The organism is Streptomyces sp. BJ20, from assembly GCF_022869105.1.
Lineage (GTDB): Bacteria > Actinomycetota > Actinomycetes > Streptomycetales > Streptomycetaceae > Streptomyces > Streptomyces griseoincarnatus.
In genome coordinates this window covers 6,140,848-6,166,995 of the sequence record NZ_CP094918.1, presented here as the reverse complement: position 1 = coordinate 6,166,995, position 26,148 = coordinate 6,140,848, and the positions used below count along the sequence as shown (strand labels likewise).

17 protein-coding genes are annotated in these 26,148 nt (G+C 71.3%); 14 read left to right on the top strand and 3 right to left on the bottom strand.

From position 1 onward, the window contains the following. Positions 1–234: 234 nt before the first annotated feature. The 7 genes from MTR79_RS27810 to MTR79_RS27780 all read left to right on the top strand — a co-directional run bounded on the left by MTR79_RS27810 (position 235) and on the right by MTR79_RS27780 (position 10,395). The gene (locus MTR79_RS27810; protein ID WP_048457894.1) at positions 235–1,254 is read left to right on the top strand and encodes a rod shape-determining protein; all 1,020 of its coding nucleotides are present in this window, start codon (positions 235–237) and stop codon (positions 1,252–1,254) included. Positions 1,255–1,421: 167 nt separating this feature from the next. Continuing rightward, positions 1,422–2,363: a rod shape-determining protein MreC gene (gene mreC / locus MTR79_RS27805; RefSeq protein WP_086698975.1), complete on the top strand. Its 942-nt coding sequence runs from the start codon at positions 1,422–1,424 to the stop codon at positions 2,361–2,363. A gap of 13 nt (positions 2,364–2,376) precedes the next feature. Continuing rightward, positions 2,377–3,045 carry a rod shape-determining protein MreD gene (mreD, locus tag MTR79_RS27800; protein ID WP_048457896.1) on the top strand — a complete coding sequence of 223 codons (669 nt, stop codon included), beginning with the start codon at positions 2,377–2,379 and terminating at the stop codon, positions 3,043–3,045. 114 nt (positions 3,046–3,159) lie between these two features. Continuing rightward, positions 3,160–5,493 (top strand): penicillin-binding protein 2, encoded by a 2,334-nt coding sequence (mrdA, locus tag MTR79_RS27795; protein ID WP_086698976.1) that lies wholly within the window; start codon positions 3,160–3,162, stop codon positions 5,491–5,493. Further along, positions 5,490–6,692, top strand: coding sequence for a rod shape-determining protein RodA (gene rodA, locus MTR79_RS27790; protein WP_048457898.1), 1,203 nt, complete (start codon positions 5,490–5,492; stop codon positions 6,690–6,692). Before mrdA ends, rodA begins: the two co-directional genes overlap by 4 nt. A gap of 71 nt (positions 6,693–6,763) precedes the next feature. Next, positions 6,764–8,341 carry a CYTH and CHAD domain-containing protein gene (locus MTR79_RS27785; protein WP_189365718.1) on the top strand — a complete coding sequence of 526 codons (1,578 nt, stop codon included), beginning with the start codon at positions 6,764–6,766 and terminating at the stop codon, positions 8,339–8,341. A gap of 104 nt (positions 8,342–8,445) precedes the next feature. Further along, on the top strand, positions 8,446–10,395 hold the full coding sequence (locus tag MTR79_RS27780) for a TIGR03960 family B12-binding radical SAM protein (RefSeq protein WP_244792198.1): 1,950 nt from the start codon (positions 8,446–8,448) through the stop codon (positions 10,393–10,395). A gap of 425 nt (positions 10,396–10,820) precedes the next feature. Here MTR79_RS27780 and MTR79_RS27775 read toward each other — a convergent pair whose 3' ends face one another. Continuing rightward, positions 10,821–12,416, bottom strand: coding sequence for a recombinase family protein (locus MTR79_RS27775; RefSeq protein ID WP_244792197.1), 1,596 nt, complete (start codon positions 12,414–12,416; stop codon positions 10,821–10,823). Between the two features lie 260 nt (positions 12,417–12,676). Continuing rightward, the gene (locus tag MTR79_RS27770; RefSeq protein ID WP_048460865.1) at positions 12,677–13,465 is read right to left on the bottom strand and encodes a DUF2637 domain-containing protein; all 789 of its coding nucleotides are present in this window, start codon (positions 13,463–13,465) and stop codon (positions 12,677–12,679) included. A 264-nt stretch (positions 13,466–13,729) separates the two neighbouring features. Between MTR79_RS27770 and MTR79_RS27765 the strand changes: the two genes are divergently transcribed. From MTR79_RS27765 to obgE, 7 genes are all read left to right on the top strand, one after another. Beyond that, positions 13,730–14,698 (top strand): hypothetical protein, encoded by a 969-nt coding sequence (locus MTR79_RS27765; RefSeq protein ID WP_244792196.1) that lies wholly within the window; start codon positions 13,730–13,732, stop codon positions 14,696–14,698. 337 nt (positions 14,699–15,035) lie between these two features. Continuing rightward, positions 15,036–15,824: a TIGR03936 family radical SAM-associated protein gene (locus MTR79_RS27760; RefSeq protein WP_086704612.1), complete on the top strand. Its 789-nt coding sequence runs from the start codon at positions 15,036–15,038 to the stop codon at positions 15,822–15,824. A 261-nt stretch (positions 15,825–16,085) separates the two neighbouring features. Next, positions 16,086–20,480, top strand: coding sequence for an Rne/Rng family ribonuclease (locus MTR79_RS27755; protein WP_244792195.1), 4,395 nt, complete (start codon positions 16,086–16,088; stop codon positions 20,478–20,480). Between the two features lie 81 nt (positions 20,481–20,561). Continuing rightward, positions 20,562–21,314: a phosphocholine cytidylyltransferase family protein gene (locus MTR79_RS27750; protein ID WP_199208643.1), complete on the top strand. Its 753-nt coding sequence runs from the start codon at positions 20,562–20,564 to the stop codon at positions 21,312–21,314. Between the two features lie 203 nt (positions 21,315–21,517). Then, on the top strand, positions 21,518–21,838 hold the full coding sequence (gene rplU / locus MTR79_RS27745; protein WP_004931419.1) for a 50S ribosomal protein L21: 321 nt from the start codon (positions 21,518–21,520) through the stop codon (positions 21,836–21,838). Between the two features lie 14 nt (positions 21,839–21,852). Further along, positions 21,853–22,107 carry a 50S ribosomal protein L27 gene (rpmA, locus tag MTR79_RS27740; RefSeq protein WP_003976205.1) on the top strand — a complete coding sequence of 85 codons (255 nt, stop codon included), beginning with the start codon at positions 21,853–21,855 and terminating at the stop codon, positions 22,105–22,107. Between the two features lie 104 nt (positions 22,108–22,211). Continuing rightward, positions 22,212–23,657, top strand: a complete 1,446-nt coding sequence (obgE, locus tag MTR79_RS27735; protein ID WP_086704836.1) for a GTPase ObgE — start codon at positions 22,212–22,214, stop codon at positions 23,655–23,657. 86 nt (positions 23,658–23,743) lie between these two features. On the opposite strand, the gene MTR79_RS27730 is transcribed toward obgE, so the two are convergent. Then, entirely contained in the window at positions 23,744–25,921 is a 2,178-nt protein-coding gene (locus MTR79_RS27730; protein ID WP_086704837.1) for an acyltransferase family protein, read from the bottom strand. Positions 25,922–26,148 lie beyond the last annotated feature (227 nt).

The window sequence follows — 26,148 nt, the reverse complement described above, 5'->3', positions numbered from 1 at the left end:
TGCCCTCGGGTCTTTTCTGGCATATGCACGGCGTTCGGGGGAACGGATGCCCCCGTTGGCCCGTCTCCGAAGGCAGGGCGACCCGCCATCTGATGACAATGGCGAAGACCCTCGCACCGTGTGCGCGAAGGCACGTCTACCATGGACGCCATCGCGTCACCGCACCCACCTCGCCGACCTGAAAAGCCCTCAAAAGCTTGTGGGAAGGCCAGACGAATCCTGATGGGGAACTCAATGTCGTTCATCGGCCGTGACATGGCTGTCGACCTCGGGACCGCCAACACGCTGGTGTACGTCAGGGGTCGCGGAATCGTACTCAACGAGCCGTCCGTCGTCGCGATCAACACCAACACCGGTGGCATCCTCGCGGTCGGTGCCGAAGCGAAGAAGATGATCGGACGCACGCCGGGCAACATCGTCGCCGTGCGCCCGCTGAAGGACGGCGTCATCGCCGACTTCGAGATCACCGAGCGGATGCTCCGCTACTTCATCCTGAAGATCCACAAGCGGCGGTATCTGGCTCGTCCGCGGGTCGTCGTCTGCGTGCCCTCCGGCATCACGGGCGTCGAGCGCCGCGCCGTCATCGAGGCGTCGTCCCAGGCCGGCGCCCGCCAGGTGCACATCATCGAGGAGCCCATGGCGGCCGCCATCGGCTCAGGACTGCCGGTCCACGAGGCCACCGGCAACATGGTGGTGGACATCGGCGGCGGCACGACGGAGGTCGCGGTCATCTCCCTCGGCGGCATCGTCACCGCGCAGTCCATCCGCGTCGCGGGCGACGAACTGGACAACGCCATCATCCAGCACATCAAGAAGGAGTACTCGCTCCTGCTGGGTGAGCGGACGGCGGAACAGATCAAGATCACGATCGGTTCGGCGTACGACCTCGACACCGACGAGCACACCGAAATCCGCGGCCGGGACCTCGTCTCCGGACTGCCGAAGACCGTGGTGATCTCCGCCGCCGAGGTGCGCAAGGCCATCGAGGAACCGGTCAACGCCATCGTGGACGCGGTCAAGACGACCCTCGACAAGTGCCCGCCCGAGCTGTCCGGCGACATCATGGACCGGGGCATCGTGCTGACCGGCGGCGGCGCCCTGCTGCGCGGCCTCGACGAGCGGCTGCGCCGGGAGACCGGCATGCCGATCCACATCGCCGAGGACCCGCTGGACAGCGTGGCGCTCGGCTCCGGCAAGTGCGTCGAGGAGTTCGAGGCGCTGCAGCAAGTCCTGGACGCCGCTCCCCGCCGATGACACACCGCCACGACTCCGCCGCACGGGACCTTCCCTCCCGTGCGGCGGAGCGCTGGTGTCGAGGGGCGATCCGGGCGGTGACGCCCCGGAGACCCCTCACACGACCTGACACCTGAACAGAAACCACCTCCCACCCGTTCTCGACGAGGAAGGCACGGCCGCCGCACGTGAGGGACACGAAAGAGAGCCGGTTGCTCCTGGTGCTGCTGATCGCCATCGCGTTCGCGCTGATCACGGTGGACATCCGCGGCGGGGAGGATTCGCCGGTCGACGGTGCCCGCCAGGCGGCGGCGTCGGTCTTCGGCCCGATCGAGAACGGCGTGTCCGGCGCGGTCGACCCGATCGGCAACGCCGTCACCGCCGTCCGCGAGTCCGGCGACCGCCACGACCGGCTCGCCCAGCTGGAGCGGGAGAACGCGGCGCTCAAGGCCGAACTCGGCAGCGACGACCGCAGCCGCAGCCGCCTCAAGCAGCTCGACAAGCTGCTCGGCGTCGCCGGCAAGGGCCAGTACGGCATCAAGGGCGCCCAGGTCATCGCCATAGGAGCGGCCCAGGGCTTCTCCTGGACCATCACCATCGACGCCGGCGCCGACGACGGCATCGAGCGCGACATGACCGTCCTCAACGGCGACGGCCTGGTCGGCCGCGTCACCACCGTCGGGCCGAGCACCGCCACCGTGCTGCTCGCCAGCGACCCCGACTTCACCGTCGGCACCCGCATGGAGGCCGGCGACGAACTCGGCTTCGCCTCCGGCCAGGGCGACCGCCCGCTGCGCGTCGAACTGCTCAACGGCAAGGCGGAGATCAAGAAGGGCGACCGGCTGGTCACCTTCGGCTCGCAGGCCGACAAGCCGTTCGTGCCGGGCGTCCCCGTCGGCGTCGTCTCCCGCGTCGACCCCTCCGGCGGCGACCTGACCCGCACCCTGTACGTCACGCCGTTCGTCAACTTCAGCAAGCTGGACGTGGTCGGCGTCGTCGTCCAGGCGCCGAAGAAGGACCCCCGCGACACGGTGCTGCCCGCGAAGCCCAAGCCGACCCCCACGCCGACCGTGACCGTGACCGTCACGCCCTCGGCGCCCGCCGACGGTCCCGACCAGCAAGAGCAGTAGGAGCTGTCACCCCATGCGCGTCAACCGGATCCTGCTTTCCAGCTCGCTGATCGTCGTCGCCCTCGTCGTCCAGGTGAGCGTCCTCGCCCGCCTCCACCTCCCCGGCGCCGTCCCCGACCTGCTGCTGCTCGTCGTCCTCGGACTCGCCCTCGTCTACGGCCACGTCGGCGGCGCCCTCGTCGGCTTCGCCGCCGGCCTCCTCGCCGACCTCGCCCCGCCCGCCGACCACGCCGCCGGGCGCTACGCCCTCGTGCTGTGCGTCATCGGCTACCTCGCCGGACTCGTCAAACCCGAGAGCGGGCAGGTGAAGACGGCGGCAGGACCGATGCTCGTGGTGGTCGCCGCCGCCGTCGGCTCGACCCTGCTCTACGCCGGCGTCGGCGCCCTCGTCGGAGACACCGCGGCCCGTCATGTCGGCCTCAGCGGCCTGCTGTTCACCGCCGCCCTGTACGACCTCCTGCTCGCGCCCTTCGTGGTGCCGGGCGTGATGGCCCTGGCGCGGCGCGCCGAGAACGACCCGCTCGCCGAGACCAGCTCCGGCAAGTCCGGCGACCTCTCCTCGGGCTGGCTGTCCGGCGGCACCGGCCTGCGCATCGGCGGCCAGCGCAACGGCCTGCGGGTCAAGGCGGCCCGCGCCCGCTCGGCCCGCGCCGGACGCATCAAGGGGGTCAAGCGCCTGTGACCTACCGAAACTTCACCGGTACGGGTGAATACGGCTGGAACGCGCGTCCACCGGCCGGTCGTTCACCACTAGTCACCATCCGCACGCACGCGCTCTGAGAGGGGAGGAAGCAGCGTGACCAACATCCCCGAGACCGGCCGCAGCACACGCGTCCAGGTCCGGCTCGTCGTCATCCAGGTCCTCGTCATCTCCCTGCTCGGCACCCTCGGCGGGCGGCTGTGGTACCTCCAGATCCGTGAGGGCGACCAGTACGCCAAGGAGGCCTCCGGCAACCACGTGCAGCAGGTCGTCCAGCCCGCCGTGCGCGGCTCCATCCTGGACGCCCGCGGCGTGCCCCTCGCGGACAACGAGACGCGGCTGGTCGTCTCCGCCTCGCGCACGGACCTCATGAAGATGAAGGACGACGGCGAGGCGGTCCTCACCAAGCTGGCCGGCGTCCTCGGCATGAAGCCCGAGGACGTCATGACGAAGGTCCGGCTGTGCAACGCCGAGACCCCCCAGCCCTGCTGGAACGGCTCGCCGTACCAGCCGATCCCCATCACCGACGAGGCCACCCCCAAGCAGGCCCTGCAGATCCGCGAGCGCGCCGAGGACTTCCCCGGCATCACCGCCGAGCCCCAGGCGCTGCGCCGCTACCCGAGCCCCGGCAAGGCCAACACCGCCCAGGTCCTCGGCTACCTCTCGCCGGTCACCGACGAGGAGATCCAGCAGGCCCAGGACACCGACTCGCCCTACCTGCGCTCCGACATGGTCGGCCGCTCCGGCCTGGAGCGGCAGTACGACAAGCAGCTGCGCGGCAAGGCCGGCGTCACCCGCTACGAGGTCGACAAGCTCGGCCGCGTCCTCGGCCAGGCCGAGTCCGACCCGGCCGAGCCCGGCGCCAACCTCGTCACCAGCATCGACTCCCGCGTACAGCGCATCGCCGAGTACGAGCTGAACGAGGCGATGAAGGAGGCCCGCAAGCAGCACGACCGCAACACCAACCGGAACTACGAGGCCGACTCCGGCGCCGTCGTCGTCATGGAGGCCAAGACCGGCCGCGTCGTCGCCATGGCCTCCAACCCGACCTACGACCCCAACGCCTGGGTCGGCGGCATCTCCGCCAAGGACTACGCCGAGCTCACCGGCAAGAAGTCCAACTACCCGCTGCTGAACCGCGCCATCCAGGGCCTGTCGGCGCCCGGCTCCATCTTCAAGGTGATCCCGACGGCCGCCGCCATCAAGGCCGGCTACTCCTTCGAGGGTCCCTACAACTGCTCCAGCTCGTACTCCATCGGCGGCCAGGTCTTCAAGAACTTCGAGTCGCAGAACCACGGTGCGATCAGCCTGGGCCGGGCCCTCGAAGTCTCCTGCGACACCGTCTTCTACGCCCTCTCCCACGAGGAGTGGAAGCGCGACGGCGGCAACAAGCCGAAGAAGAACCCCAACGACTGGTTCTACAAGACCGCCCACCAGTTCGGCCTCGGCGAGGAGACCGGCATCGACCTGCCCAACGAGGTCACCGGCCGCGTCCCCGACCGCCAGTGGAAGGCCGACTACTGGAAGGCCAACAAGGACGCCTGGTGCAAGTACGGCAAGAAGGGCGGCAGCTACGCCGAGCAGATCGCCTACGAGAACTGCCTCGAAGGCAACCGCCTGCGCGCCGGTGACTCGGTGAACTACTCCATCGGCCAGGGCGACACCATGGTCACGCCCATCCAGATGGCCACCATCTACGCGGCCATCTCCAACGGCGGCACCCTCTACAACCCCACCGTCGGCAAGGCCGTCATCAGCCCCGACGGCCGGACGGTCAAGGAGATCGAGCCCCAGGCCCACGGCAAGCTGCCGACGTCGAAGAAGACGCTCGCGCAGATAGACGAAGCCCTCGAGGGAGTCGCCACCCGCGGTACGGCCGCGTGGCGGTTCGGGGGCTGGCCGCAGGACAAGATCCCGATGCACGCCAAGACCGGTACGGCCGAGGTGTACGGCAAGCAGACCACCTCGTGGTTCGCCACCTACACCGAGGACTACTCGATCGTGATGACGATCTCCCAGGGCGGTACCGGTTCCGGCGCCTCGGGCCCCGCCGTGCGCAACATCTACAACGCCCTCTACGGCGTGTCCGAGGACGGCGAGATCGACAACAAGAAGGCGCTGCTGCCCAAGCCGCAGAAGACCCTTCCCAAGGTCCGCACGGACGGCACCATCACCTCGCCGAAGATCGCCAAGGACTTCGCCAAGGAGTTCCGCCCCTCACCCTCACCGGACGCCGAGGCCACCACCCCGCAGGGCGACGACCCCGCCGACCCCCAGCAGGCGGGCACGACCCCGTCGCCGGAGAACACCAACCGCGACACCCGCCGCGGACGACGACGGCGAGGCGGCGGCCCCGGCCGCGGCGGAGGACACCCACGCCGCCGCGCCCCCCGGCCGCGCGCGGCACGCCCGGAGAGGACGGCGTCATGACCGGCGGCGTCAACAGCTTCCAGGTCTCCGGGTACGGACCCGAGCGGGCCGGCTGGACGCGGGTGTTCGCCCGCGACGGCCTGGCCCGCCGGCTGGACTGGCCGATACTGCTCGCGGCGCTCGCCCTGTCCCTGCTGGGCTCGCTGCTGGTCTACTCGGCCACCCGCAACCGCACCGAGCTGAACCAGGGCGACCCGTACTACTTCCTGGTCCGCCACTGGCTGAACACCGGCATCGGCGTCGCCCTGATGATCGGCGCCATCTGGCTCGGCCACCGCGGGCTGCGCACGGCGGTCCCCCTGCTGTACGGCGCCTCGGTGTTCCTGATCCTGCTGGTGCTCACCCCGCTGGGCTCCACGATCAACGGCGCCCACTCCTGGATCAAGCTGCCCGGCGGCTTCTCCCTCCAGCCCTCGGAGTTCGTGAAGATCACGATCATCCTGGGCATGGCGATGCTGCTGGCGGCGCGGGTCGACGCGGGCGACAAGCCCTACCCCGACCACCGCACGGTGCTCCAGGCGCTCGGCCTCGCCGTCGTGCCGATGCTGATCGTGATGCTCATGCCCGACCTCGGGTCGGTCATGGTGATGGTCGTCATCGTGCTCGGCGTGCTGCTCGCCTCCGGCGCCTCCAACCGCTGGATCTTCGGCCTGATCGGCGCGGGAGCGGCCGGCGCGATCGCCGTCTGGCAGCTCGGGATCCTCGACGAGTACCAGATCAACCGCTTCGCAGCGTTCGCCAACCCGGAACTCGACCCGGCCGGCGTCGGCTACAACACCAACCAGGCCCGCATCGCCATCGGCTCCGGCGGACTGACCGGCTCCGGCCTCTTCCAGGGCTCGCAGACCACCGGCCAGTTCGTCCCCGAGCAGCAGACCGACTTCGTCTTCACGGTCGCCGGCGAGGAACTGGGCTTCGTGGGCGGCGCGCTGATCATCGGCCTGCTCGGCATCATCCTCTGGCGCGCCTGCCGCATCGCCCGCGACACCACCGACCTCTACGGCACGATCGTCGCGGCGGGCATCGTCGCCTGGTTCGCCTTCCAGACCTTCGAGAACATCGGCATGACCCTGGGCATCATGCCGGTCACCGGTCTGCCGCTGCCGTTCGTGTCCTACGGCGGATCCTCGATGTTCGCGGTGTGGCTGGCCATAGGGCTGCTGCAGTCGATCCGGATGCAGCGCCCCATGTCCGCCTGACACCGGGCCCCGCCTCACCGGTGCGGAGCGGCCCACTGCCGCTCCGCACCCAGGGCGACTAGATTCGGTACATGGCGGACACCAAGCGCGAGATCGAGCGGAAGTACGAGTCCGACGACGCCACTCTGCCGGACCTGACCCGGGTACCCGGCGTCGCGTCCGTGCACGGGCGGGGCGTCACCCACCTCGACGCCACCTACCACGACACCGCCGACCAGCGTCTCGCCGCGTCCTCCATCACCCTGCGCCGCCGCACCGGAGGCGCCGACGCCGGCTGGCACCTCAAGTTCCCCGTCGCCCCCGGCGTGCGCGACGAAATCCGCGCCCCGCTCTCCGACACCCTCCCGGACGAACTCGCGGCCCTGGTCCGCTCCCGCGTCCGCGACCGGGAACTGCGGCCCGTGGTCCGCCTCCGCTCCGACCGCGACGTCCGGCACCTCCTCGACGACCAGGACCAGCTGCTCGCCGAAATCAGCGTCGACACCGTCCACGCCGAACGCCTCACCGGCGGGGGAGGAGAGGCGCGCTGGACCGAGATCGAGGTGGAACTCGCCGACGACGGCGACCCGGCCTTCCTCGACAAGGTGGAGAAACGACTGAGGAAGGCAGGCGTACGGCCCTCGTCGTCGTCCTCGAAACTGGCCCGCGCCCTCGCCGAGACCCAAACCGCCCGAACCGCCGGATCCTCCACGCAGGAGGCCGCCGCCTGCCCACCCCCCGCCACCGCACCCGAGGCCGCCCCCCGGCACAAGCACCGCCCCCGCCCGGACGGCACCCCCGTCACCGCAGGCGACCACGTCCTCGCCTACGTCCGCGCCCAGCGCGACGCCCTCGTCGAACTGGACCCCGCCGTGCGGCAGGACGTCCCCGACGCCGTGCACCGCATGCGGGTCGCCACCCGGCGACTGCGCAGCACCTTCCGCAGCTTCCGCGCCGTCCTCGACCGCGCGGCCACCGACCCGGTCGCCGCCGACCTGAAGTGGCTGGCCGCCGAGCTGGGCAAGGACCGCGACCAGGAGGTCCTCGCCGAACGCCTCACCCACGCCCTCGGCCGACTCCCCGCCGACCAGGTCACCGGCCCGGTCGCCGAGCGCCTCGCCGCCTGGTCCGAGGCCCGCCACAAAGGCGCCCACCACGAACTCGTCGCCATCCTCGACTCGCGCCGCCACCTCACCCTCCTCGACACCCTCGACGGCCTGCTGTCCGACCCGCCCCTGCGCAAGAAGGCCGCAGCCCGCCCGGACAAGGTCCTGGCCAAGGCCGTACGCAAGGACTTCGGCAAGCTGGCCGGGCTGGTGGAGCACGCCCTGGAACTGCCGCCCGGCACGGAGCGCGACACCGCGCTGCACGAGGCGCGCAAGAAGAGCAAGCGCACGAGGTACGCCGCCGAGGCCGCCGTCCCCGCGCTCGGCGAGCCGGCCGAGGAGGCCGTCAAGGACATGAAGTCACTGCAGGGCCTGCTCGGCGACCACCAGGACAGCGTCATGGCCCGCCGCACCCTGCGCGAACTGGCCGCCGTGGCGCACGCGGCAGGCGAGAGCGACTTCACGTACGGGGTGCTCCACGCCGGTGAGGCGCACCGCGCCCGGGCCGCCGAGGAGGCGCTGCCCGAGGCGTGGAGTTCGATCAGCCGGGCGTTCCCGTTCTGAGCGCCGTACGGGAGACCCCTCCGGGCGGGTTAGGCTGGATGGTCACCCGCCCCTGAGGCACCGGCCCGGGGGACCAGCAGTCACCCCACACGAAGGTTCGCGAGATGCCTGCCGAAGCCGCCGAGTCTGTGTTCCCGCAGCTCGAAGCTCTGCTCCCGCATGTGCAGAAGCCGATCCAGTACGTCGGCGGAGAGCTCAACTCCACGGTCAAGGACTGGGACTCCTGCGACGTCCGCTGGGCCCTCATGTACCCGGACGCGTACGAGGTCGGACTCCCCAACCAGGGCGTCATGATCCTCTACGAGGTCCTCAACGAACAGGACGGCGTCCTGGCCGAGCGCACCTACAGCGTCTGGCCGGACCTCGAGGCGCTGATGCGCGAACACCGTGTGCCGCAGTTCACCGTCGACGGCCACCGTCCGGTGCGGGCCTTCGACGTGTTCGGCCTGAGCTTCTCCACGGAGCTGGGCTACACCAACATGCTCGCCGCCCTGGACCTGGCCGGCATCCCGCTGGAGGCCAGGGACCGCGACCTCGACGACCCGATCGTCATGGCCGGCGGCCACGCGGCGTTCAACCCGGAGCCGATCGCCGACTTCATCGACTGCGCGATCATCGGCGACGGCGAACAGGCCGTCCTCGAGGTCACGCGGATCATCCGCGCCTGGAAGGAGGAGGGCCGCCCCGGCGGCCGCGAGGAACTCCTCCTGCGCCTGGCCAAGACCGGCGGCGTGTACGTCCCCGGCTTCTACGACGTCGAGTACCTCCCCGACGGCCGGATCGCCCGCGTCGTGCCCAACCGCTCCGGCGTGCCGTGGCGCGTGTCCAAGCACACCGTCATGGACCTCGACGAGTGGCCCTACCCCAAGCAGCCCCTCGTCCCGCTCGCCGAGACGGTGCACGAGCGCATGTCCGTGGAGATCTTCCGCGGCTGCACCCGCGGCTGCCGCTTCTGCCAGGCCGGCATGATCACCCGCCCGGTCCGCGAGCGCTCCATCACCGGCATCGGCGACATGGTCGACAAGGGCCTCAAGGCGACCGGCTTCGAAGAGGTCGGCCTGCTCTCCCTGTCCTCCGCCGACCACAGCGAGATCGGCGACATCGCCAAGGGCCTCGCGGACCGCTACGAGGAAGACAAGGTCGGCCTCTCGCTGCCCTCGACCCGCGTCGACGCGTTCAACATCGACCTGGCGAACGAGCTGACCCGCAACGGCCGCCGGTCCGGTCTCACCTTCGCGCCCGAGGGCGGCTCGGAGCGCATCCGCAAGGTCATCAACAAGATGGTCTCGGAGGAGGACCTGATCCGCACCGTCGCCACCGCCTACGGCAACGGCTGGCGCCAGGTCAAGCTGTACTTCATGTGCGGCCTGCCCACCGAGACCGACGACGACGTGCTGCAGATCGCCGACATGGCCACGCGCGTCATCCAGAAGGGCCGCGAGGTCTCCGGCTCCAACGACATCCGCTGCACGGTCTCCATCGGCGGCTTCGTGCCCAAGCCGCACACGCCGTTCCAGTGGGCGCCGCAGCTCTCCGCCGAGGAGACGGACGAGCGTCTGGCCAAGCTCCGCGACAAGATCCGCGGCGACAAGAAGTACGGCCGCTCCATCGGCTTCCGCTACCACGACGGCAAGCCCGGCATCGTCGAGGGCCTGCTCTCCCGCGGCGACCGCCGTACCGGCGCCGTCATCCGCGCGGTCTACGACGACGGCGGCCGCTTCGACGGCTGGCGCGAGCACTTCTCCTACGACCGCTGGATGCAGTGCGCGGAGAAGGCGCTGGCCCCGTTCGGCGTGGACGTCGACTGGTACACCACCCGTGAGCGCTCCTACGAAGAGGTGCTCCCCTGGGATCACCTCGACTCGGGTCTGGACAAGGACTGGCTCTGGGAGGACTGGCAGGACGCCCTCGACGAGACCGAGGTCGAGGACTGCCGCTGGACGCCGTGCTTCGACTGCGGGGTGTGTCCTCAGTTCGACACTTGGCCGCAACTGAGCGAGAGCGGCAAGAAGCTGCTGCCGCTGACGGTCAAGAAGTCGGCTCCGGCCGGCTGAAACGGGGGAGCGGGGATGACTGAGCCACTGCGGCGCATCGCTGAGGCTGTGGCGGACGCCACACAGGAGGAGGTGGCCGCGGTGCTCGGTTCGCTAGGGTCGGTGCAGACGCGGCAGGCGATCCGAGAGACTCCCCGGAGGCCTCTGCCGGCCGCCGGCGCTCACGCGGGCATCCAGTCCGAGGTGGAATGGGTCTAGCTGCTTGGGTGGGATCTCCCACGACATGGGGGACGCGTCGGACGATCAGGCCATCAGGAGCTTTCTGGCCCGTTCCAGGTCGGTGAGCGCTGCAGCGGTGTGGTGGCGGAAGTCACCCGGTCCGAGGTGACCGGATCGGCACGGTGGCGGCAATCGAGTCGTTCGGCGTGTTCGTGGCGCGCTGGAGGAGGGCCCCGATCACCCGGTCTGTCCCGGCGTCGGCTTCATCACGTATCCCGAGCTGTCCTGGCGTCGCTTCGAGGTGAGGCTCGCGCGAAGTCGTCCTCGCGGATCACGAGCCGTTCACGTACGTCCTTCGGGATCAGCAAGCGAAGGTGCACCTTCGGCGCCCGGACCTTCGGCACCTTCGTACGGGCGATCTCGCAGCGGATCCCGACTCGGTACAGGTCTGCGGACATGGCCTCCATGCCGCCTTCCTGCCAGTGCTCACGGAAGGTCTTGCCGCCGTGGACGTTGACCCACCGGTCCTTCGCCGTCTCGGGGTCGATGGACTCCAATTCCCCGATGAGCTTGTCGAGCGTTGCCTCTGCCTGCTCCTTCGTGAACCGGGTCTTCGTGTACCGGCCTCCAGGTTCGAGCTCCTTCATGTACAGCGCGATGGAGTCCTGCAGTCGCTTGATCTCCTTCCGTGCCTCGGTGCCCTCTGCGTACTGGCGTACCTGCACGGGGAAGTCTCCGAGGACCTTGAGCACGTCCTCGACCAGGCGCTCGTAGATCCGCTCGGGGTCGGGTGCCCCGAGTCCGCCGCTCTTGCAGTTGCGGCATCGCAGGTACTGGTAGGTCCCGTGCATGTTGCTCGTGATCTGGACCGTCATGTTCGTCTTGCAGTCGGCGCACAGGAGAACGCCGAGGAACTGGGTCGCTCCACCGACACGGCGCGGGGGCTGTTTCCTCTTGCGCTTGTCGAGAGCGGCGCCCAGGGTCTCGAACTCCTCCTCGGTGAAGATGGGGGGAGCGACCCTGATAGGACTGCCGTCCTTGCCGAGGACCGGCTTCGAACGGCGCTGTCCTCCGTTCTTGTCCTCTTCCACGCGGTGACCGAGGAGTGCCGGATTGCGGAGACGGCGGAGGAGCGTCGCCACGGTGAGCCCCTGGCTCATGAGGCCGGACCTCTTCAGGCAGCGCACCATGAAACGGGCGGAACGCCCCCGAAGCGCCATGTGCCGAGCCCAGTGCAGTGCCTTGTACGCCTCGGGATCGATGGCGAGAACGACCTTCCCCGTGTCGTCCTCGTCCGTGACGTATCCGTACGCCGGCTTCCCGACGAGCCAGTCCTCCTGCGACTTCGCGTAGTCCCACAGACTCGTGACGCGCGTGGAGGTGTTGGCTGCTTCGATCTCGGCGATGCCACCGATGATCGTTACCATGATCCTTCCGGCCGTCGTCGTGAGGTCGAGGCTGTCGTTCTTCGATACCAGATTCTTCCCGCGCTTCAGGCTCCACTCGATCATCGTCGAGAGATCGGAGAGACGACGTACGAAGCGATCGAGCTTCCAGAACAGGATCTCGTCGAACTCGGGGGAGCGGTTGTTCAACCAGTCCCCGAGCTCCTTCCGTTTCCACGGCGGGACCTTCGTCGCGGACACGTTCAGATCCGAGGCGACACCGATGACTCGGCAGCCTCGCTCCCTGGCCAGGATGCGGAGATCAAGCTCCTGTCGCACTGGTGACGTCGTGTCGTCCGTCAGCACCGACAGTCGGATCGACAGGAGCGCCCGAGGAGCGTCCTCGGGGAGCAGGGCCTCGGCCCGCTTCAGCTCCTCCAACAGCGCAAGGTCGGCTTCGGTCCACTCGGCTTCCACGTTGTAGACCGCTCGGTCTGCCGCCAGCCGCCGGTGTCCTCGATTCCTCATAGTGACCAGCGTAGAAGCAGATGCAGGCGTTTATCTCTGTAACGCAGATGGACACCTAGATCCAGGGCCTGCCGCTGGTGGTCAGGAACGCGGGTCCGGTGCCGAGCGGTCACGCGCACTGAACCCGGCGGCGCACCCCTGTGGAACGGAGCAGCAGCCCCTGACGGAGGGGCTGCTGCTCCGTTCCACAGGGGTGCGCGACATGTGGGTCACGGGACCTGGCGGCCGTTGTACGGGCGGACGCGGTGGCGGGGGCTGACCGTGCGGCGGGGTGGGCGGGTGAGGGTGATCTGGCGGACCAGTTGCTGGAAGCAGGCCAGGGCGGCGACGCCCGGGAGGGCCGCGGCCGCCGTGTCCGTGACGGTGCGGGGCGCCTGGGCCACGCAGAGCAGGACCGCGACGGAGGAGAAGAGCAGGACGACGAACCAGGAGTGCAGGGCGCGTCGTTGATGGAGGGCCGCGCGGAGGATGGAGAGGGAGCCGGCCAGCCAGGGGCCGTACACCAGGATCGGCCACCAGGACGAGGAGTCGCCGCTGCTGTGTGCCGTGGTGACGAGGAGCAGCGGCTCGTAGGTGACCACGCCGCTGAAGACGCTCACCATCGACACGGTGACCGCCGCCATCGCGGCGATGGTGTAGCTGGCGACGCGCAGGGCGTCGGGGCGTGGCCGTGGGGGCTTGCGGTGGGCGCGCGGCGCGGAGCGCAGGGGCGGCAGTTCGGCCGTGATCTCCTGCAGGTTGCCCATGGGGCTGCCGACCGGGGGAGCGGTGACCGAGGTCTCCTCGCGCGGCGGCGGCACCGTGGGGGCGGCGTACTCGTCGGTGCGGGCCTCCTGGAGGAGGTAGGCCAGTTCCTCGGCCGGGTCCCAGGGCGGCACGGCGGGCTCGACGGGCTCCGCGTAGACGGCTCCGGCCCGGTGCCGGCCGGTACCCATTTCGGTGAACGGGTCCGATGCGTCGGCGTTGTACCAGAGCGGGTCGTAGCGTTCATCATTCATGTCAGGATTGATTCATCGGGCCGGCGGGAGCACTCAACGGCGTTTGCCTGCAGTGCAGTTGGGGTGGAGCTGACCTGCTTGCCTTCATACAGCGACTAACGGCGGCACTTTCACTTGGATGCGCGGCGAATGAGTGAACGGCCATAGCGACAATTGGTTTGTCGAAGGCTCCGAATTTCCTTTTTTCGATGGGACTTTCAGCATATGAAGGGCCCGCGAGGGTGTGCTCGGATCCGCGCGGGCGTCCCTGGCGTCCTCGCTGGTATGGATCTGGAGAAGTCGCGGGAGGAGCAGGCCGGCGAGGGGTGCCTCGTCGTCGCGCTGCGCATGCCGGTGCGGGTCGTGGCGCTCGTGCTGGTGGTGCCGGTGCGGATGGTGTGGGACGCCCTGGTGGTCGCGGGGCGGTTCCTCAACGGCAGGGTGTTCCGTCCAGTGGGGCGCGCGCTGGCATGGGTGGGGCGCGCGGTGTTCGTGTGGCCGTTCGTCGCGCTCTGGCGCTGGGTGCTGGTGCCGCTCGGGGCGGCGCTGCGGTGGCTGGGCCTGGTACTGGTCGTCGTCCCGGCCGGGTGGCTGTACCGGAGGGTGCTGACGCCCTTCGGGCACGCCCTGGCCTGGTTGGGGCACCGGCTTCTCGTCGTGCCGTCGGTGTGGCTGTACCGGTGGGTGCTCACTCCGGTCGGGCACGCGCTGGCGTGGTGCGGCCGGGGGGTCTTCGCGGTGACCTCGCTGCTCGTCGCCGGGATCGCCACGGCCCTGTACTGGATGGCTCGCGTCCTGGTGGTGTGGCCCGCTGCCGCCGTGTGGCGCTGGGTGCTGGCGCCCGTCGGCCGGGTGCTGGCCGTCGTCGCGCGGGAGGTCGGAGCGGCCCTCGGGCATGCCTGGCGGGTCGCCGGGTACGTCTCGCTCGCCGTGGGTCGCGCCCTCGCCGCCTTGTTCCGGTGGACGGTCGTGGAGCCGGCCCGATGGGTGTACCGGACCGTGCTCACTCCGGTCGGTCACGCAGTCCGTGACGCGGTGCTGAGACCGGTCGCGAATGCCGCACGCAGTGTGGGGCGCATCACAGGGGACACCCTTCGCTCCGTCCGTCTGACGGTCCGCCAGGTCCGTCAGGACGTCCGGCGGGCGCTCCTCGGTGGTCCCGGAACAGCGGGCAAGCGGGACGATCAGGCTGTGAAGGGAGCTGTCGTGTCACCAGGCGGACGGGATGAACGCATTCCGCTGGCCAAGCGCTGACGGGTCTGCCTGGCCCGCCCCGTCCCTCCCCACGGCCACGCCCCACGGCTTTCCCGGACCCCGCCCCGCACGGGACGGCATGTCCGGTGTCTCCCGGGGTACCGGAGCTGGTGCCGGCGCGCGGGGACAGCGTCCCGCCGGCTGGTGACGCCGGGGAACCGGCGCCCCCACGGGCACGTACCCTGAGAGGGACACGGTCCGGCGCCCGGCCGGGCCCGCCGGGGCCGTCCCGTACGGCCGTACCCTGGAAGGGGAAGGCGCTTCCCGCGCCTTCTTGCGACAAGGAGAAGATCCACTGGGCAAGCGACAGCCCGAAGGCCCGCCGCCCGCACCCGCGGTGCAGCGCATCCGACTGCGCTACACCAAGCGCGGCCGCCTCCGGTTCACCAGCCACCGTGATTTCCAGCGTGCCTTCGAGCGCGCGCTGCGCCGCGCCGAGGTGCCCATGGCGTACTCGGCCGGTTTCACGCCGCACCCGAAGGTGTCGTACGCCAATGCCGCACCCACCGGCACGGGCAGTGAGGCCGAGTACCTGGAGATCGCGCTCACCGAGCCGCGGGACCCCGAGCGTCTGAGGGCCCTGCTCGACGAGTCGATGCCCGGCGGGCTCGACATCGTCGAGGCCGTCGAGGCCCGCACCTCCGGGCTGGCCGACCGGCTCACGGCCTCGGTGTGGGAGCTGCGGCTGGACGGCGTCGCCCCCGAGGACGCCCGCCGCGCGGTGGACGCCTTCGAGGCGGCCGAGAGTGTCGAGGTCCAGCGCCGCATGAAGAACGGCATCCGTACCTTCGACGCCCGTTCCGCGGTCGCCTCCCTCGAAACCGTCGAGGAGGACGCCGCGACGGACTCCTCGCCGGCTGATAGGCCGACCGACCGGCCCTGTGCGATACTGCGGCTGGTTGTTCGGCACGTGACGCCTGCCGTACGACCCGACGACGTCCTGTCCGGTCTCCGCGCCGTGGCCGACCTGGCGCCGCCGGTCCCCGTAGCGGTGACCAGGCTGGCGCAGGGGCTGTTCGATGAAGAGACCGGCACGGTGACCGACCCGCTCGCGCCCGACCGCGAGGCAGCAGCGACCGAGCCGCACACGGCCGCCGCCACTGCCGCCGCGACGGCGCCGGCGTAAGGAAGGTCCCGCGTAGGGACGGACGTCGTAAGCGCCGCCCTCGAACTCGGGAGCCACCTGGGTCGGGCAGCGCACCGACCAGAAGACTTTCGCCAGGCCGTACGCATTCGGCGTACGGAACCGGCGAGACAGGACACAGAGAGCTTCCGAGCGGCGCCCGCGCCCCGGACGGCGGCCACCGCGCACCGCGCGGGCCGCGGACGTCACCGGCATCGCCGGACCAGGCGCGGCGCCCGGGAGCCTGACGGGAGAAACGCCCGCATGCTCGAACCGACCGAGCCCACCGAGGGTTCCGAACCGAACACCCCCAGCGACACCCTGCCGCCCCGTCGGCGACGCAGGGCCGCGTCCCGCCCGGCGGGCCCGCCCGCCGCCGCCGAAGGCAGCACGGCGGAGACCGTCACGTCGGCCATACCGGCCGCGGAGGCGCCCGCCGAACCGGCGGAGACGCCCCTGCCCGCCGAGGGCGCGACCGACACCCAGCAGGAGACCGGGGCCCCCGCGGCCCGGCGTCGCCGTGTGGTCCGCCGCGCGGCCGCGCCCGCCGGAGCACCGGCGTCAGCGGAGGCCGCCGAGACCGTCGTCCCCGCGGCGCAGCCCGCGTCCGAGGCCGCCTCCCCGGCGCCCGAACCGGCCGCCGACACCACGGAGGACGCTGCTCCGCGCCGCACCCGGCGCCGTGCCACGCGCACTGTGACCGCCCCGGCGCCGCCCGCCGACACCGGGGCCGCCGACGAGACCGCCGCGGTGCCCGAGAGCGCCGAGACCCCGGCCGAACCGGCCGCCGACACCACGGAGGACGCTGCTCCGCGCCGCACCCGGCGCCGTGCCACGCGCACTGTGACCGCCCCGGCGCCGCCCGCCGACACCGGGGCCGCCGACGAGACCGCCGCGGTGCCCGAGACCGCCGCGGTGCCCGAGACCGCCGCGGCGTCCGAGGCCGCCTCCCCGGCGCCCGAGCCGGCCGCCGCCGTGACGGAGGACGCTGCTCCGCGCCGCTCCCGGCGCCGTGTCACGCGCACCGTGACCGCCCCGGCGCCGGCCGCCGACACCGGGGCCGCCGATGAGACCGCCGCGGTGCCCGAGAGCGCCGAGACCCCCGCCGAGCCGAAGGCGGAGGAGCCCGCTGCGGAAGAGACCGCCCCGGCCGCCGCCGACACGGCCGCCGAGCCCGCCGCCGACGTCGCCGAGGACGCCGCCCCGCGCCGCTCCCGCCGCCGTGCCTCTCGGCGCGCGTCCGCGCCCGCCGGTGCTCCCGCCGCCGAAGCGACGGCGGAGGCCGTCGCCGCACTGGGCGACGACGAGACCGAGCAGGCCGCCCCGACCACCGAGGAGGCCCCGGTGACGGAGAACGACAAGCAGGACGAGACCCCCGCCGAGGCGCTCGCCGCGCAGGCCCCCGCCGAGGAGGGCGGCCCGCGCCGCCGCCGGCGCGTCGTCCGCAAGGCCGCCGCCGGGTTCGCCGAGCCCGCGCGCCCCGCCCGCGGCGCCGAGGCCGAGGACAAGGACGACGCCCCGCGCCGTCCCGCGCGTCCCGCCGTCGCCGTGTTCCAGCCGCCGGTGTTCACCGAGCCCCGCTTCCAGACCCCGGAGCGGGCCGCCGCCGAGGCCGCCGCCGGACTCGCCGAGAGCGCGGAGCCGGAGGAGGAGACCGAGGAGCTCCCGGAGGAGCAGCCCGCCGCCTCCCGCCGTCGCCGTCGCCGCAAGGGCGCCTCCGACGAGCCCGAGGCCGCCGCTCCGGCCGCCGCCGAGGAGACCCCCGAGGCCGACGCCGAGGAAGCCCTCGATCAGGCCGAGGACCGGGCCGACAGCGACGAGGGCGACGACCACGACGACCACGAGTCGTCCGGTTCGCGCCGCCGCCGTCGCCGTGGCGGCCGTCGTCGCCGCCGTGGTGAGTCCGCCGACGCCGACAGCGGCGAGCAGCAGGACGACGACACCGAAGCCGCAGAGCGGGCCGGGACCGAGCAGTCCGCGCAGGACGCCGAGGACACCGACGGACGGAGCGACGAGGACGCCGAGGAGCGCGAGGAGTCCGAGGACAACGGCGGCTCCAGCAGCAGCCGTCGCCGTCGTCGCCGCCGTCGCCGTGCCGGGGACAGCGGCGGTGAGCCCGAGCCGTCCGCCGACGACCCCGAGCGCACCGTCGTCAAGGTCCGCGAGCCCCGTCCCCTGCGGGAGAAGGGTGCCGAGCCGTCCGACGAGGTGCAGTCCATCAAGGGCTCGACCCGACTGGAGGCCAAGAAGCAGCGCCGCCGCGAGGGCCGCGAGCAGGGCCGCCGGCGCGTGCCGATCATCACCGAGGCCGAGTTCCTGGCCCGCCGCGAGGCCGTCGAGCGCGTGATGGTGGTCCGCCAGCACGGCGACCGCACGCAGATCGGCGTCCTGGAGGACGGCGTGCTCGTCGAGCACTACGTCAACAAGGAGCAGGCCACCTCGTACGTCGGCAACGTGTACCTGGGCAAGGTGCAGAACGTGCTGCCGTCGATGGAGGCCGCCTTCATCGACATCGGCAAGGGCCGCAACGCCGTGCTCTACGCCGGCGAGGTCAACTTCGACGCGCTCGGCATGTCCGGCGGTCCGCGCCGCATCGAGTCCGCGCTGAAGTCCGGGCAGCCGGTGCTGGTCCAGGTCACCAAGGACCCGATCGGCCACAAGGGCGCCCGCCTCACCAGCCAGGTCTCCCTCCCGGGCCGCTACCTCGTGTACGTGCCCGAGGGTTCGATGACCGGCATCAGCCGCAAGCTGCCCGACACCGAGCGGTCCCGGCTGAAGACCATCCTCAAGAAGATCGTCCCCGAGGACGCGGGCGTCATCGTGCGCACCGCCGCCGAGGGCGCGAGCGAGGACGAGCTGCGCCGTGACGTCGAGCGTCTCCAGGCGCAGTGGGAGGAGATCAAGAAGAAGTCCAAGAACGGCGGCACCGCCCCGACGCTGCTGTACGGCGAGCCGGACATGACCGTCCGCGTCGTCCGGGACATCTTCAACGAGGACTTCTCCAAGGTCATCGTCAGCGGTGACGAGGCCTGGGAGACCATCCACGGCTACGTCTCCCACGTCGCGCCCGACCTGGCCGACCGTCTGCAGCGGTGGACCAGCGAGGTCGACGTCTTCGCCACGTACCGGATCGACGAGCAGCTCGCCAAGGCGCTGGACCGCAAGGTCTGGCTGCCCAGCGGCGGTTCGCTGGTGATCGACCGGACCGAGGCGATGGTCGTCATCGACGTCAACACCGGCAAGTTCACCGGTCAGGGCGGCAACCTCGAGGAGACGGTCACCAGGAACAACCTGGAGGCGGCCGAGGAGATCGTGCGCCAGCTGCGGCTGCGCGACCTCGGCGGCATCATCGTCATCGACTTCATCGACATGGTGCTGGAGTCCAACCGGGACCTGGTGCTGCGCCGTCTGCTGGAGTGCCTGGGCCGGGACCGCACCAAGCACCAGGTCGCCGAGGTGACCTCGCTGGGCCTGGTCCAGATGACCCGCAAGCGGGTCGGCCAGGGTCTGCTGGAGTCGTTCTCCGAGACCTGCGTCCACTGCAACGGCCGTGGTGTCATCGTCCACCTCGACCAGCCGTCCTCCTCCGGGGGCGGCAAGCGCCGCAAGCGCGCCCGGGCCGGTGCGGCGGACCAGCCGCACGAGCACGAGGCCGCCGTGGAGACGCCCGAGCAGGAGGCCGAGGCCGAGTCGGAGACGCCGGCCGAGGTCGCCGCCGAGGTGGCCGAGCCGGCCGCGCTGCCGGCGCCCGAGTTCACGCCGGACGAGGAGCTGTACAGCAGCGCCGCCGAGGCGGAGGCCGCCGCGTCCCGGGGCCGTACGCGTCGCCGGGCGAGCCGTCGGGCCTCCGCGCCCGCGGGCTCCCCGCAGCGTGAGAGCGCCAAGGGCGGCCGCAAGCAGGCCGAGGAGCGCGCCGAGGAGGCGCCCGCCGGCGAGGAGACGCGGGCCGTCCCCACGGCGCAGGACGTGACGGCCACCGAGGAGGCGCGGCGTCCCGTGCAGCCCGAGTCGGCCGCCGAGGCGCTGGCCGAGCCGGCCGCCGCCGAGGACGTCGTGGTGCCGCAGGCCGAGGAGGCCGCTCCGAAGGGCCGCACCCGCCGCCGGGCCACCCGCAAGGCGACCGCGCCGGCCGGTTCCCCGGCGGGCGCCGAGGCCGCGGTGGTGACCGTCGCCGAGTCCGCGAGGACGGAGGAGGCGCCGAAGGCCGAGGAGACCCCGGCCGAGGCCGCCGCCCCGGAGGCCGCGCCCGAGGCGCCCGCCCCGGCCCGGCCGCGGCGTCGCGCGGTGCGCAAGCCGAGCACCTCGACCGCGTCCGAGGACACGGCCGTCGTGGTCCTGCCGTCCGCCCCGGCGGACGAGCAGAAGCGCGCCGAGGAGCCCGCCGCCGAGCCCGTCGAGGGTGCCGAGGGCGCCGAGGGCGCCGAGGAGGCCGCTCCGGCCAAGAAGGCCGCGCGCAAGACGGCCAAGAAGGCCACGGCGAAGAAGGCCGCCACGAAGAAGACGACGACGGCCAAGAAGACGGCAGCCAAGAAGACGACGACGGCGGCGAAGAAGACCACCGCCAAGAAGTCGACGGCGAAGAAGGCCACGACGAAGAAGACGGCCGCTGCGGAGCAGCAGGCGCCCTCCTCCGTCACGGCCGCGGCCGACGAGAGCTGACCAGCGTCTACGCTGTGTGGTCCTGTCCCCCTGCGGGGCAGGGCCACACGCTTTTCCAGTCCCTGAAGGAGAACGACCGCGATGATAGGCCTCGTGCTCGCGGCCGGCGCCGGCCGGCGTCTGCGCCCGTACACCGACACGCTCCCCAAGGCCCTGGTGCCGGTGGGCGCGGAGGGCGACCCGGACGCCGCGACCGTCCTGGACCTGACGCTGGGCAACTTCGCGGAGATCGGGCTGACCGAGGTGGGTGTCGTGGTCGGCTACCGCAAGGAGGCCGTGTACGAGCGGCAGGCGGCGCTGGAGGCGAAGTACGGGCTGAAGCTGACGCTCATCGACAACGACAAGGCGGAGGAGTGGAACAACGCCTACTCGCTGTGGTGTGCGCGGGACGCCCTGAAGGACGGTGTGATCCTCGCCAACGGCGACACGGTGCATCCCGTGTCGGTGGAGCGGACGCTGCTGGACGCGCGGGGTGACGGCAGGCAGATCATCCTGGCGCTGGACACGGTGAAGCGGCTCGCCGACGAGGAGATGAAGGTCGTCGTCGACCCGGAGAAGGGGATGCGGCGGATCACGAAGCTGATGGACCCGGCGGAGGCGACGGGCGAGTACATCGGTGTGACGCTGATCGAGGGCGGTGCGGCCGAGGCGCTGGCGGACGCGCTGAAGGCGACGTTCGAGCGGGACCCGCAGCTGTACTACGAGGACGGCTACCAGGAGCTGGTGAACCGGGGCTTCCGGATCGACGTGGCGCCGATCGGCGACGTCCGGTGGGTCGAGATCGACAACCACGACGACCTCGCCCGCGGACGGGAGATCGTCGCCGGTCGCTGAGCGGCGCGGGCGCACGGGGGTCCGGTTTGACCCCCGTGGCTCCGGCCCCGTAACCTTGACCGTCGGCGTGTCCATCGGGACCGCCACATCCCCGTAAACCTCTTCCTCCCGGACGCGGGCCGCGACCGGGAGAGGTCGCCCGCGTATGCGCGTGGGCGACTGGCCTGCGGGGGTGCCGTTCTTCGAGTGAGAGTGAGATCCGCGTGTACGCCATCGTGCGCAGCGGTGGTCGCCAGCACAAGGTTGCTGTCGGCGACATCGTCGAGGTTGACAAGATTTCCACCGCCAAGGTCGGCGACACGGTCGAGCTCTCGACCCTGCTCGTCGTCGACGGCGACGCCGTGACCAGCGACCCGTGGGTGCTGGCCGGCATCAAGGTCCAGGCCGAGGTCGTGGACCACCACAAGGGCCAGAAGATCGACATTCTGCGCTACAAGAACAAGACCGGCTACCGCCGTCGTCAGGGCCACCGCCAGCAGTACACGGCGATCAAGGTCACTGAGATCCCCGCGGCTGCGAAGTAAGGGACTGAGGAGAGATGGCACACAAGAAGGGCGCATCGTCCACCCGTAACGGTCGTGACTCCAACGCCCAGCGCCTCGGCGTGAAGCGCTTCGGTGGTCAGGCCGTCAACGCGGGCGAGATCCTGGTCCGCCAGCGCGGCACCCACTTCCACCCGGGCGCCGGCGTCGGCCGTGGCGGCGACGACACCCTGTTCGCGCTGCAGGCCGGTGCGGTGCAGTTCGGCACCCACCGTGGCCGTAAGGTCGTGAACATCGTTCCGGTCGCCTGATCGGACACTTTCGCGAGGCGGACCTCACTTCCCGACGGGAAGCGGGTCCGCCTTTCGCGTGTTACCCAAGAGACACAACCCCGTAGTAGCTGGAGGCACATTCCATGACCACCTTCGTGGACCGCGTCGAACTGCATGTCGCCGCGGGTAGCGGAGGTCACGGCTGTGCCTCCGTCCATCGCGAGAAGTTCAAGCCGCTCGGCGGCCCCGACGGCGGCAACGGCGGACGTGGCGGCGACGTGATCCTCACCGTCGACCAGTCCGTGACCACGCTGCTCGACTACCACCACTCGCCGCACCGCAAGGCCACCAACGGCAAGCCCGGCGAGGGCGGGAACCGCTCCGGCAAGGACGGCCAGGACCTGGTCCTGCCGGTGCCGGACGGCACCGTGGTGCTCGACAAGGCGGGCAACGTGCTCGCCGACCTCGTCGGCCACGGCACCTCCTTCGTCGCCGCCCAGGGCGGCCGCGGCGGGCTCGGCAACGCCGCCCTCGCCTCGGCGCGGCGCAAGGCGCCCGGGTTCGCGCTGCTCGGCGAGCCGGGCGACCTGCGCGACGTCGTCCTGGAGCTGAAGACCGTCGCCGACGTGGCCCTCGTGGGCTACCCCAGCGCCGGCAAGTCGTCCCTGATCTCCGTGCTCAGCGCCGCCAAGCCGAAGATCGCCGACTACCCGTTCACCACCCTGGTGCCCAACCTCGGTGTGGTGACCGCCGGTTCGACCGTCTACACCATCGCCGACGTCCCCGGCCTGATCCCCGGCGCCAGCCAGGGCAAGGGCCTGGGCCTGGAGTTCCTGCGCCACGTCGAGCGGTGCAGCGTCCTGGTGCACGTGCTGGACACCGCCACCCTGGAGTCCGACCGCGACCCCGTCTCCGACCTCGACGTCATCGAGGAGGAGCTGCGCCAGTACGGCGGCCTGGACAACCGGCCGCGGCTCGTCGTCCTCAACAAGATCGACGTGCCCGACGGCAAGGACCTCGCCGACATGGTCCGCCCGGACCTGGAGGAGCGCGGCTACCTCGTCTTCGAGGTGTCCGCCGTGGCCCACACCGGTCTGCGCGAGCTGTCCTTCGCGCTCGCCGACCTGGTGGCCAAGGCGCGCGCGGCCAGGCCGAAGGAGGAGGCGACCCGCATCGTCATCCGTCCCAAGGCGGTCGACGACACCGGCTTCACGGTCACCCGCGAGGAGGCCGGCGGCGAGCTGGTGTTCCGCGTGCGCGGCGAGAAGCCCGAACGCTGGGTGCGCCAGACCGACTTCAACAACGACGAGGCCGTCGGCTACCTCGCCGACCGGCTGGGCCGCCTCGGTGTCGAGGAGCAGCTGATGAAGGAGGGCGCGCGCGGCGGCGACGCCGTCGCCATCGGCCCCGAGGACAACGCCGTGGTCTTCGACTGGGAGCCGTCCGTCAGCGCCGGTGCGGAGATGCTCGGCCGCCGCGGTGAGGACCACCGCTTCGAGGCGCCCCGCCCGGCCGCCCAGCGCCGGCGTGACCGCGACGCCCAGCGCGACGAGGCGGAGCGGGAGTTCGACGGCTTCGAGCCGTTCTAGTCCGGCCGGCGCAGCGATCGCACGACGCGCGCACCGAGAAGGGCCCGTTCCGAACGGAACGGGCCCTTCTCGGTGCGCGCGGTGGCTCAGTTGCCGGGCGTCCGGCTCAGATCCGCCCCGAAGAGCCGCAGCAGCCGCTCCTCCACCACCGGGGTCAGGGCCTCGACGTAGGCGTCCGCCAGGTGGCCGTAGTCCCGGTACACCAGCGTGTTGCCCACCACGACCGGGCAGTTGCCGGAGGGGGCGCAGACCCAGGGGGACGGGTCGATGACCGCAACGTCCTCGGCGGCCGCCGCCTCGCGGATCGCCTTGGTCACCGAGGGCTGCTTGTCGGACTCGGACAGCGTGTTGGCGCACTCGGACAGGTCGTCCGGGTTGGCGACCGCGCAGTCCACCGCGTTGTTCTTCGGCCAGGGGTTGTCCAGCAGCGTGAGCACGCGGGTACGGCCCTGCTGGAGGATCCGGTACGTCTCGGCCTGCCCCTTGCCCCACTCGGTGGCGGTGTCGCCCTCGCCCCACAGCTTCGCGGAGTTGGAGCTGGAGGTGACGACCAGTTCGGGCTCCATCGCGCGGATCTTGTCGATGGTCACCTCACGCCAGTCGTCGCAGGACGAGTAGGGACCGTTGTTGTAGGCGATGGTGATCTGGGAGATCTTGCAGGCGTTCTTGGTGAACGAGTAGAGCTTCCAGCCGTGCTCGCGGGCGATCGCGTCGAACGCCGGGAACCACTGCGCGACGTGCGAGTCGCCGAACAGCACCACGCTGCGGTCGCCGTCCTTGTCGCCGTACAGACACGGCTGCGTCTGCTTCTCGTCCGACATGGTCAGCGCGCAGTCGTCGTTGTAGACGGCCGTCCGCTTGTACGCCACGTCGTGCACGTTCGGCGAGAGGTTGGACGGCATCTTGTCCGCCGGGTCCTGCAGCAGCCGGGTCAGCGCCGCCTGCGGGTCGGGCGCCTGGGCGATCGCCTCCGTGGTGTTCTGCTGGGCGCCGCCCGAGGACAGGCTCGGCGGGAACTGCGTGGCGACGAGCGCGGCCACCGCCGCGACCGCCGACAGACCGAGGCCCAGCGACAGGCCACGGGCCGCGTGCGCCTTGAACGCCCGGTGGAACCGCATCGGATCCTCGACCAGCTTCAGCGTCAGCCAGGCCAACACCAGACCGCCCAGGGCGGCGATCAGCCGCAGCGGGCCCTCGTGCTCGCCGAACCCGGCGGCCGCGGGCACGATGACGATGAGCGGCCAGTGCCACAGGTACCAGGCGTAGGAGACGCCGCCGACCCACACGGCGGGACGCAGCGACAGCACCAGGCCCGCGCCGTACCGGCCGCCCGCCGCACCGCCGGCCAGCACTGCGGCGGCGCCGAGCACGGGGATCACGGCGTTGTGGCCGGGGAAGACGGTGTGGTCGTCGAAGGCCACCGCCGCGTAGGCGATGGCGGCCAGGCCGGCCCAGCTGAGGACCGCGGCGACCGGGCGCGGGATGTCGTCCAGCCGGTGCGCCACCAGCGCCAGCAGGGCGCCCACCGCCAGCTCCCAGACGCGGCCCTGCGAGCCGAAGTAGGCCCAGGACGGGGACGTCTCGGTGAGGTGCAGGTTCACGGCGAACGACGCGGCGGCGAGGGCCAGCAGCGGGATCGCCAGCAGGGCGCGGCGCCGGAAGATCTTCAGTGCGACGATCAGCAGGACGGGCCAGATCAGGTAGAACTGCTCCTCCACCGCCAGCGACCAGAAGTGCTGGAACGGCGAGGGCGGCACGTCCGTGTTGAAGTAGTCGGTGCCCGTGTCGGCCAGGCGGAAGTTGACGACGTACCAGGCGGAGGCGATGGCGTCCTTGGCGTAGTCCGCGAACCGCAGCGGGCCCAGGAACAGCCACGACCCGGCCAGCGTCGCGATGACGACCAGCGTGGAGGCGGGCAGCAGGCGCATGGCCCGGCGGGCGTAGAAGCGGCCCAGCGAGATCCGGCCCTCGCGCTTCCACTCGCGGAGCATCAGCGAGGTGATGAGGAAGCCGGAGATGACGAAGAAGACGTCCACGCCGACGAAGCCGCCGGCCAGGGACGACACACCCGCGTGGGCGACCACCACGAGCGTGACCGCGACGGCGCGCAGTCCCTGGATGTCCAGCCTCAGTCCGGCACCGCCCCCGGCGGGGGCGGGCCTGCCGGCGGACGGCGGTGCGGGGGAGCCGCCCCGCGTGTGGGGGACGGACGGGGCACCATCTGCTGACGGCCGCGGTGGGGACGCGAGATCGCGGGCGGACAATTCGGGGATTCTCCTTGTTCGGGGAGCGTCTGCGAGACGTGAGAAGTCTGCGACACGGTCCGGGGCCAGGCGCCGCCGGGACCTGCCGACTCCGGGTGATCGACGCGGAGTCCGACGCTTGAGCGTATCTCCGCTCAGACCGGGAGCCGTCGCATCTTCTGTCGCATTGTCGTAACAAGTGAGATCCTGCGCCGGGTTGGCGCACTCTGCCGAGGACGACACGCGGA

Coding starts and splice junctions, on each gene's coding strand:
- MTR79_RS27810 (WP_048457894.1), top strand. CDS start 235: ATGTCGTTCATCGGCCGTGACATGGCTGTCGACCTCGGGACCGCCAAC.
- mreD (WP_048457896.1), top strand. CDS start 2,377: ATGCGCGTCAACCGGATCCTGCTTTCCAGCTCGCTGATCGTCGTCGCC.
- rodA (WP_048457898.1), top strand. CDS start 5,490: ATGACCGGCGGCGTCAACAGCTTCCAGGTCTCCGGGTACGGACCCGAG.
- MTR79_RS27785 (WP_189365718.1), top strand. CDS start 6,764: ATGGCGGACACCAAGCGCGAGATCGAGCGGAAGTACGAGTCCGACGAC.
- MTR79_RS27780 (WP_244792198.1), top strand. CDS start 8,446: ATGCCTGCCGAAGCCGCCGAGTCTGTGTTCCCGCAGCTCGAAGCTCTG.
- MTR79_RS27770 (WP_048460865.1), bottom strand. CDS start 13,465: ATGAATGATGAACGCTACGACCCGCTCTGGTACAACGCCGACGCATCG.
- MTR79_RS27765 (WP_244792196.1), top strand. CDS start 13,730: ATGGATCTGGAGAAGTCGCGGGAGGAGCAGGCCGGCGAGGGGTGCCTC.
- MTR79_RS27755 (WP_244792195.1), top strand. CDS start 16,086: ATGCTCGAACCGACCGAGCCCACCGAGGGTTCCGAACCGAACACCCCC.
- MTR79_RS27750 (WP_199208643.1), top strand. CDS start 20,562: ATGATAGGCCTCGTGCTCGCGGCCGGCGCCGGCCGGCGTCTGCGCCCG.
- rpmA (WP_003976205.1), top strand. CDS start 21,853: ATGGCACACAAGAAGGGCGCATCGTCCACCCGTAACGGTCGTGACTCC.
- obgE (WP_086704836.1), top strand. CDS start 22,212: ATGACCACCTTCGTGGACCGCGTCGAACTGCATGTCGCCGCGGGTAGC.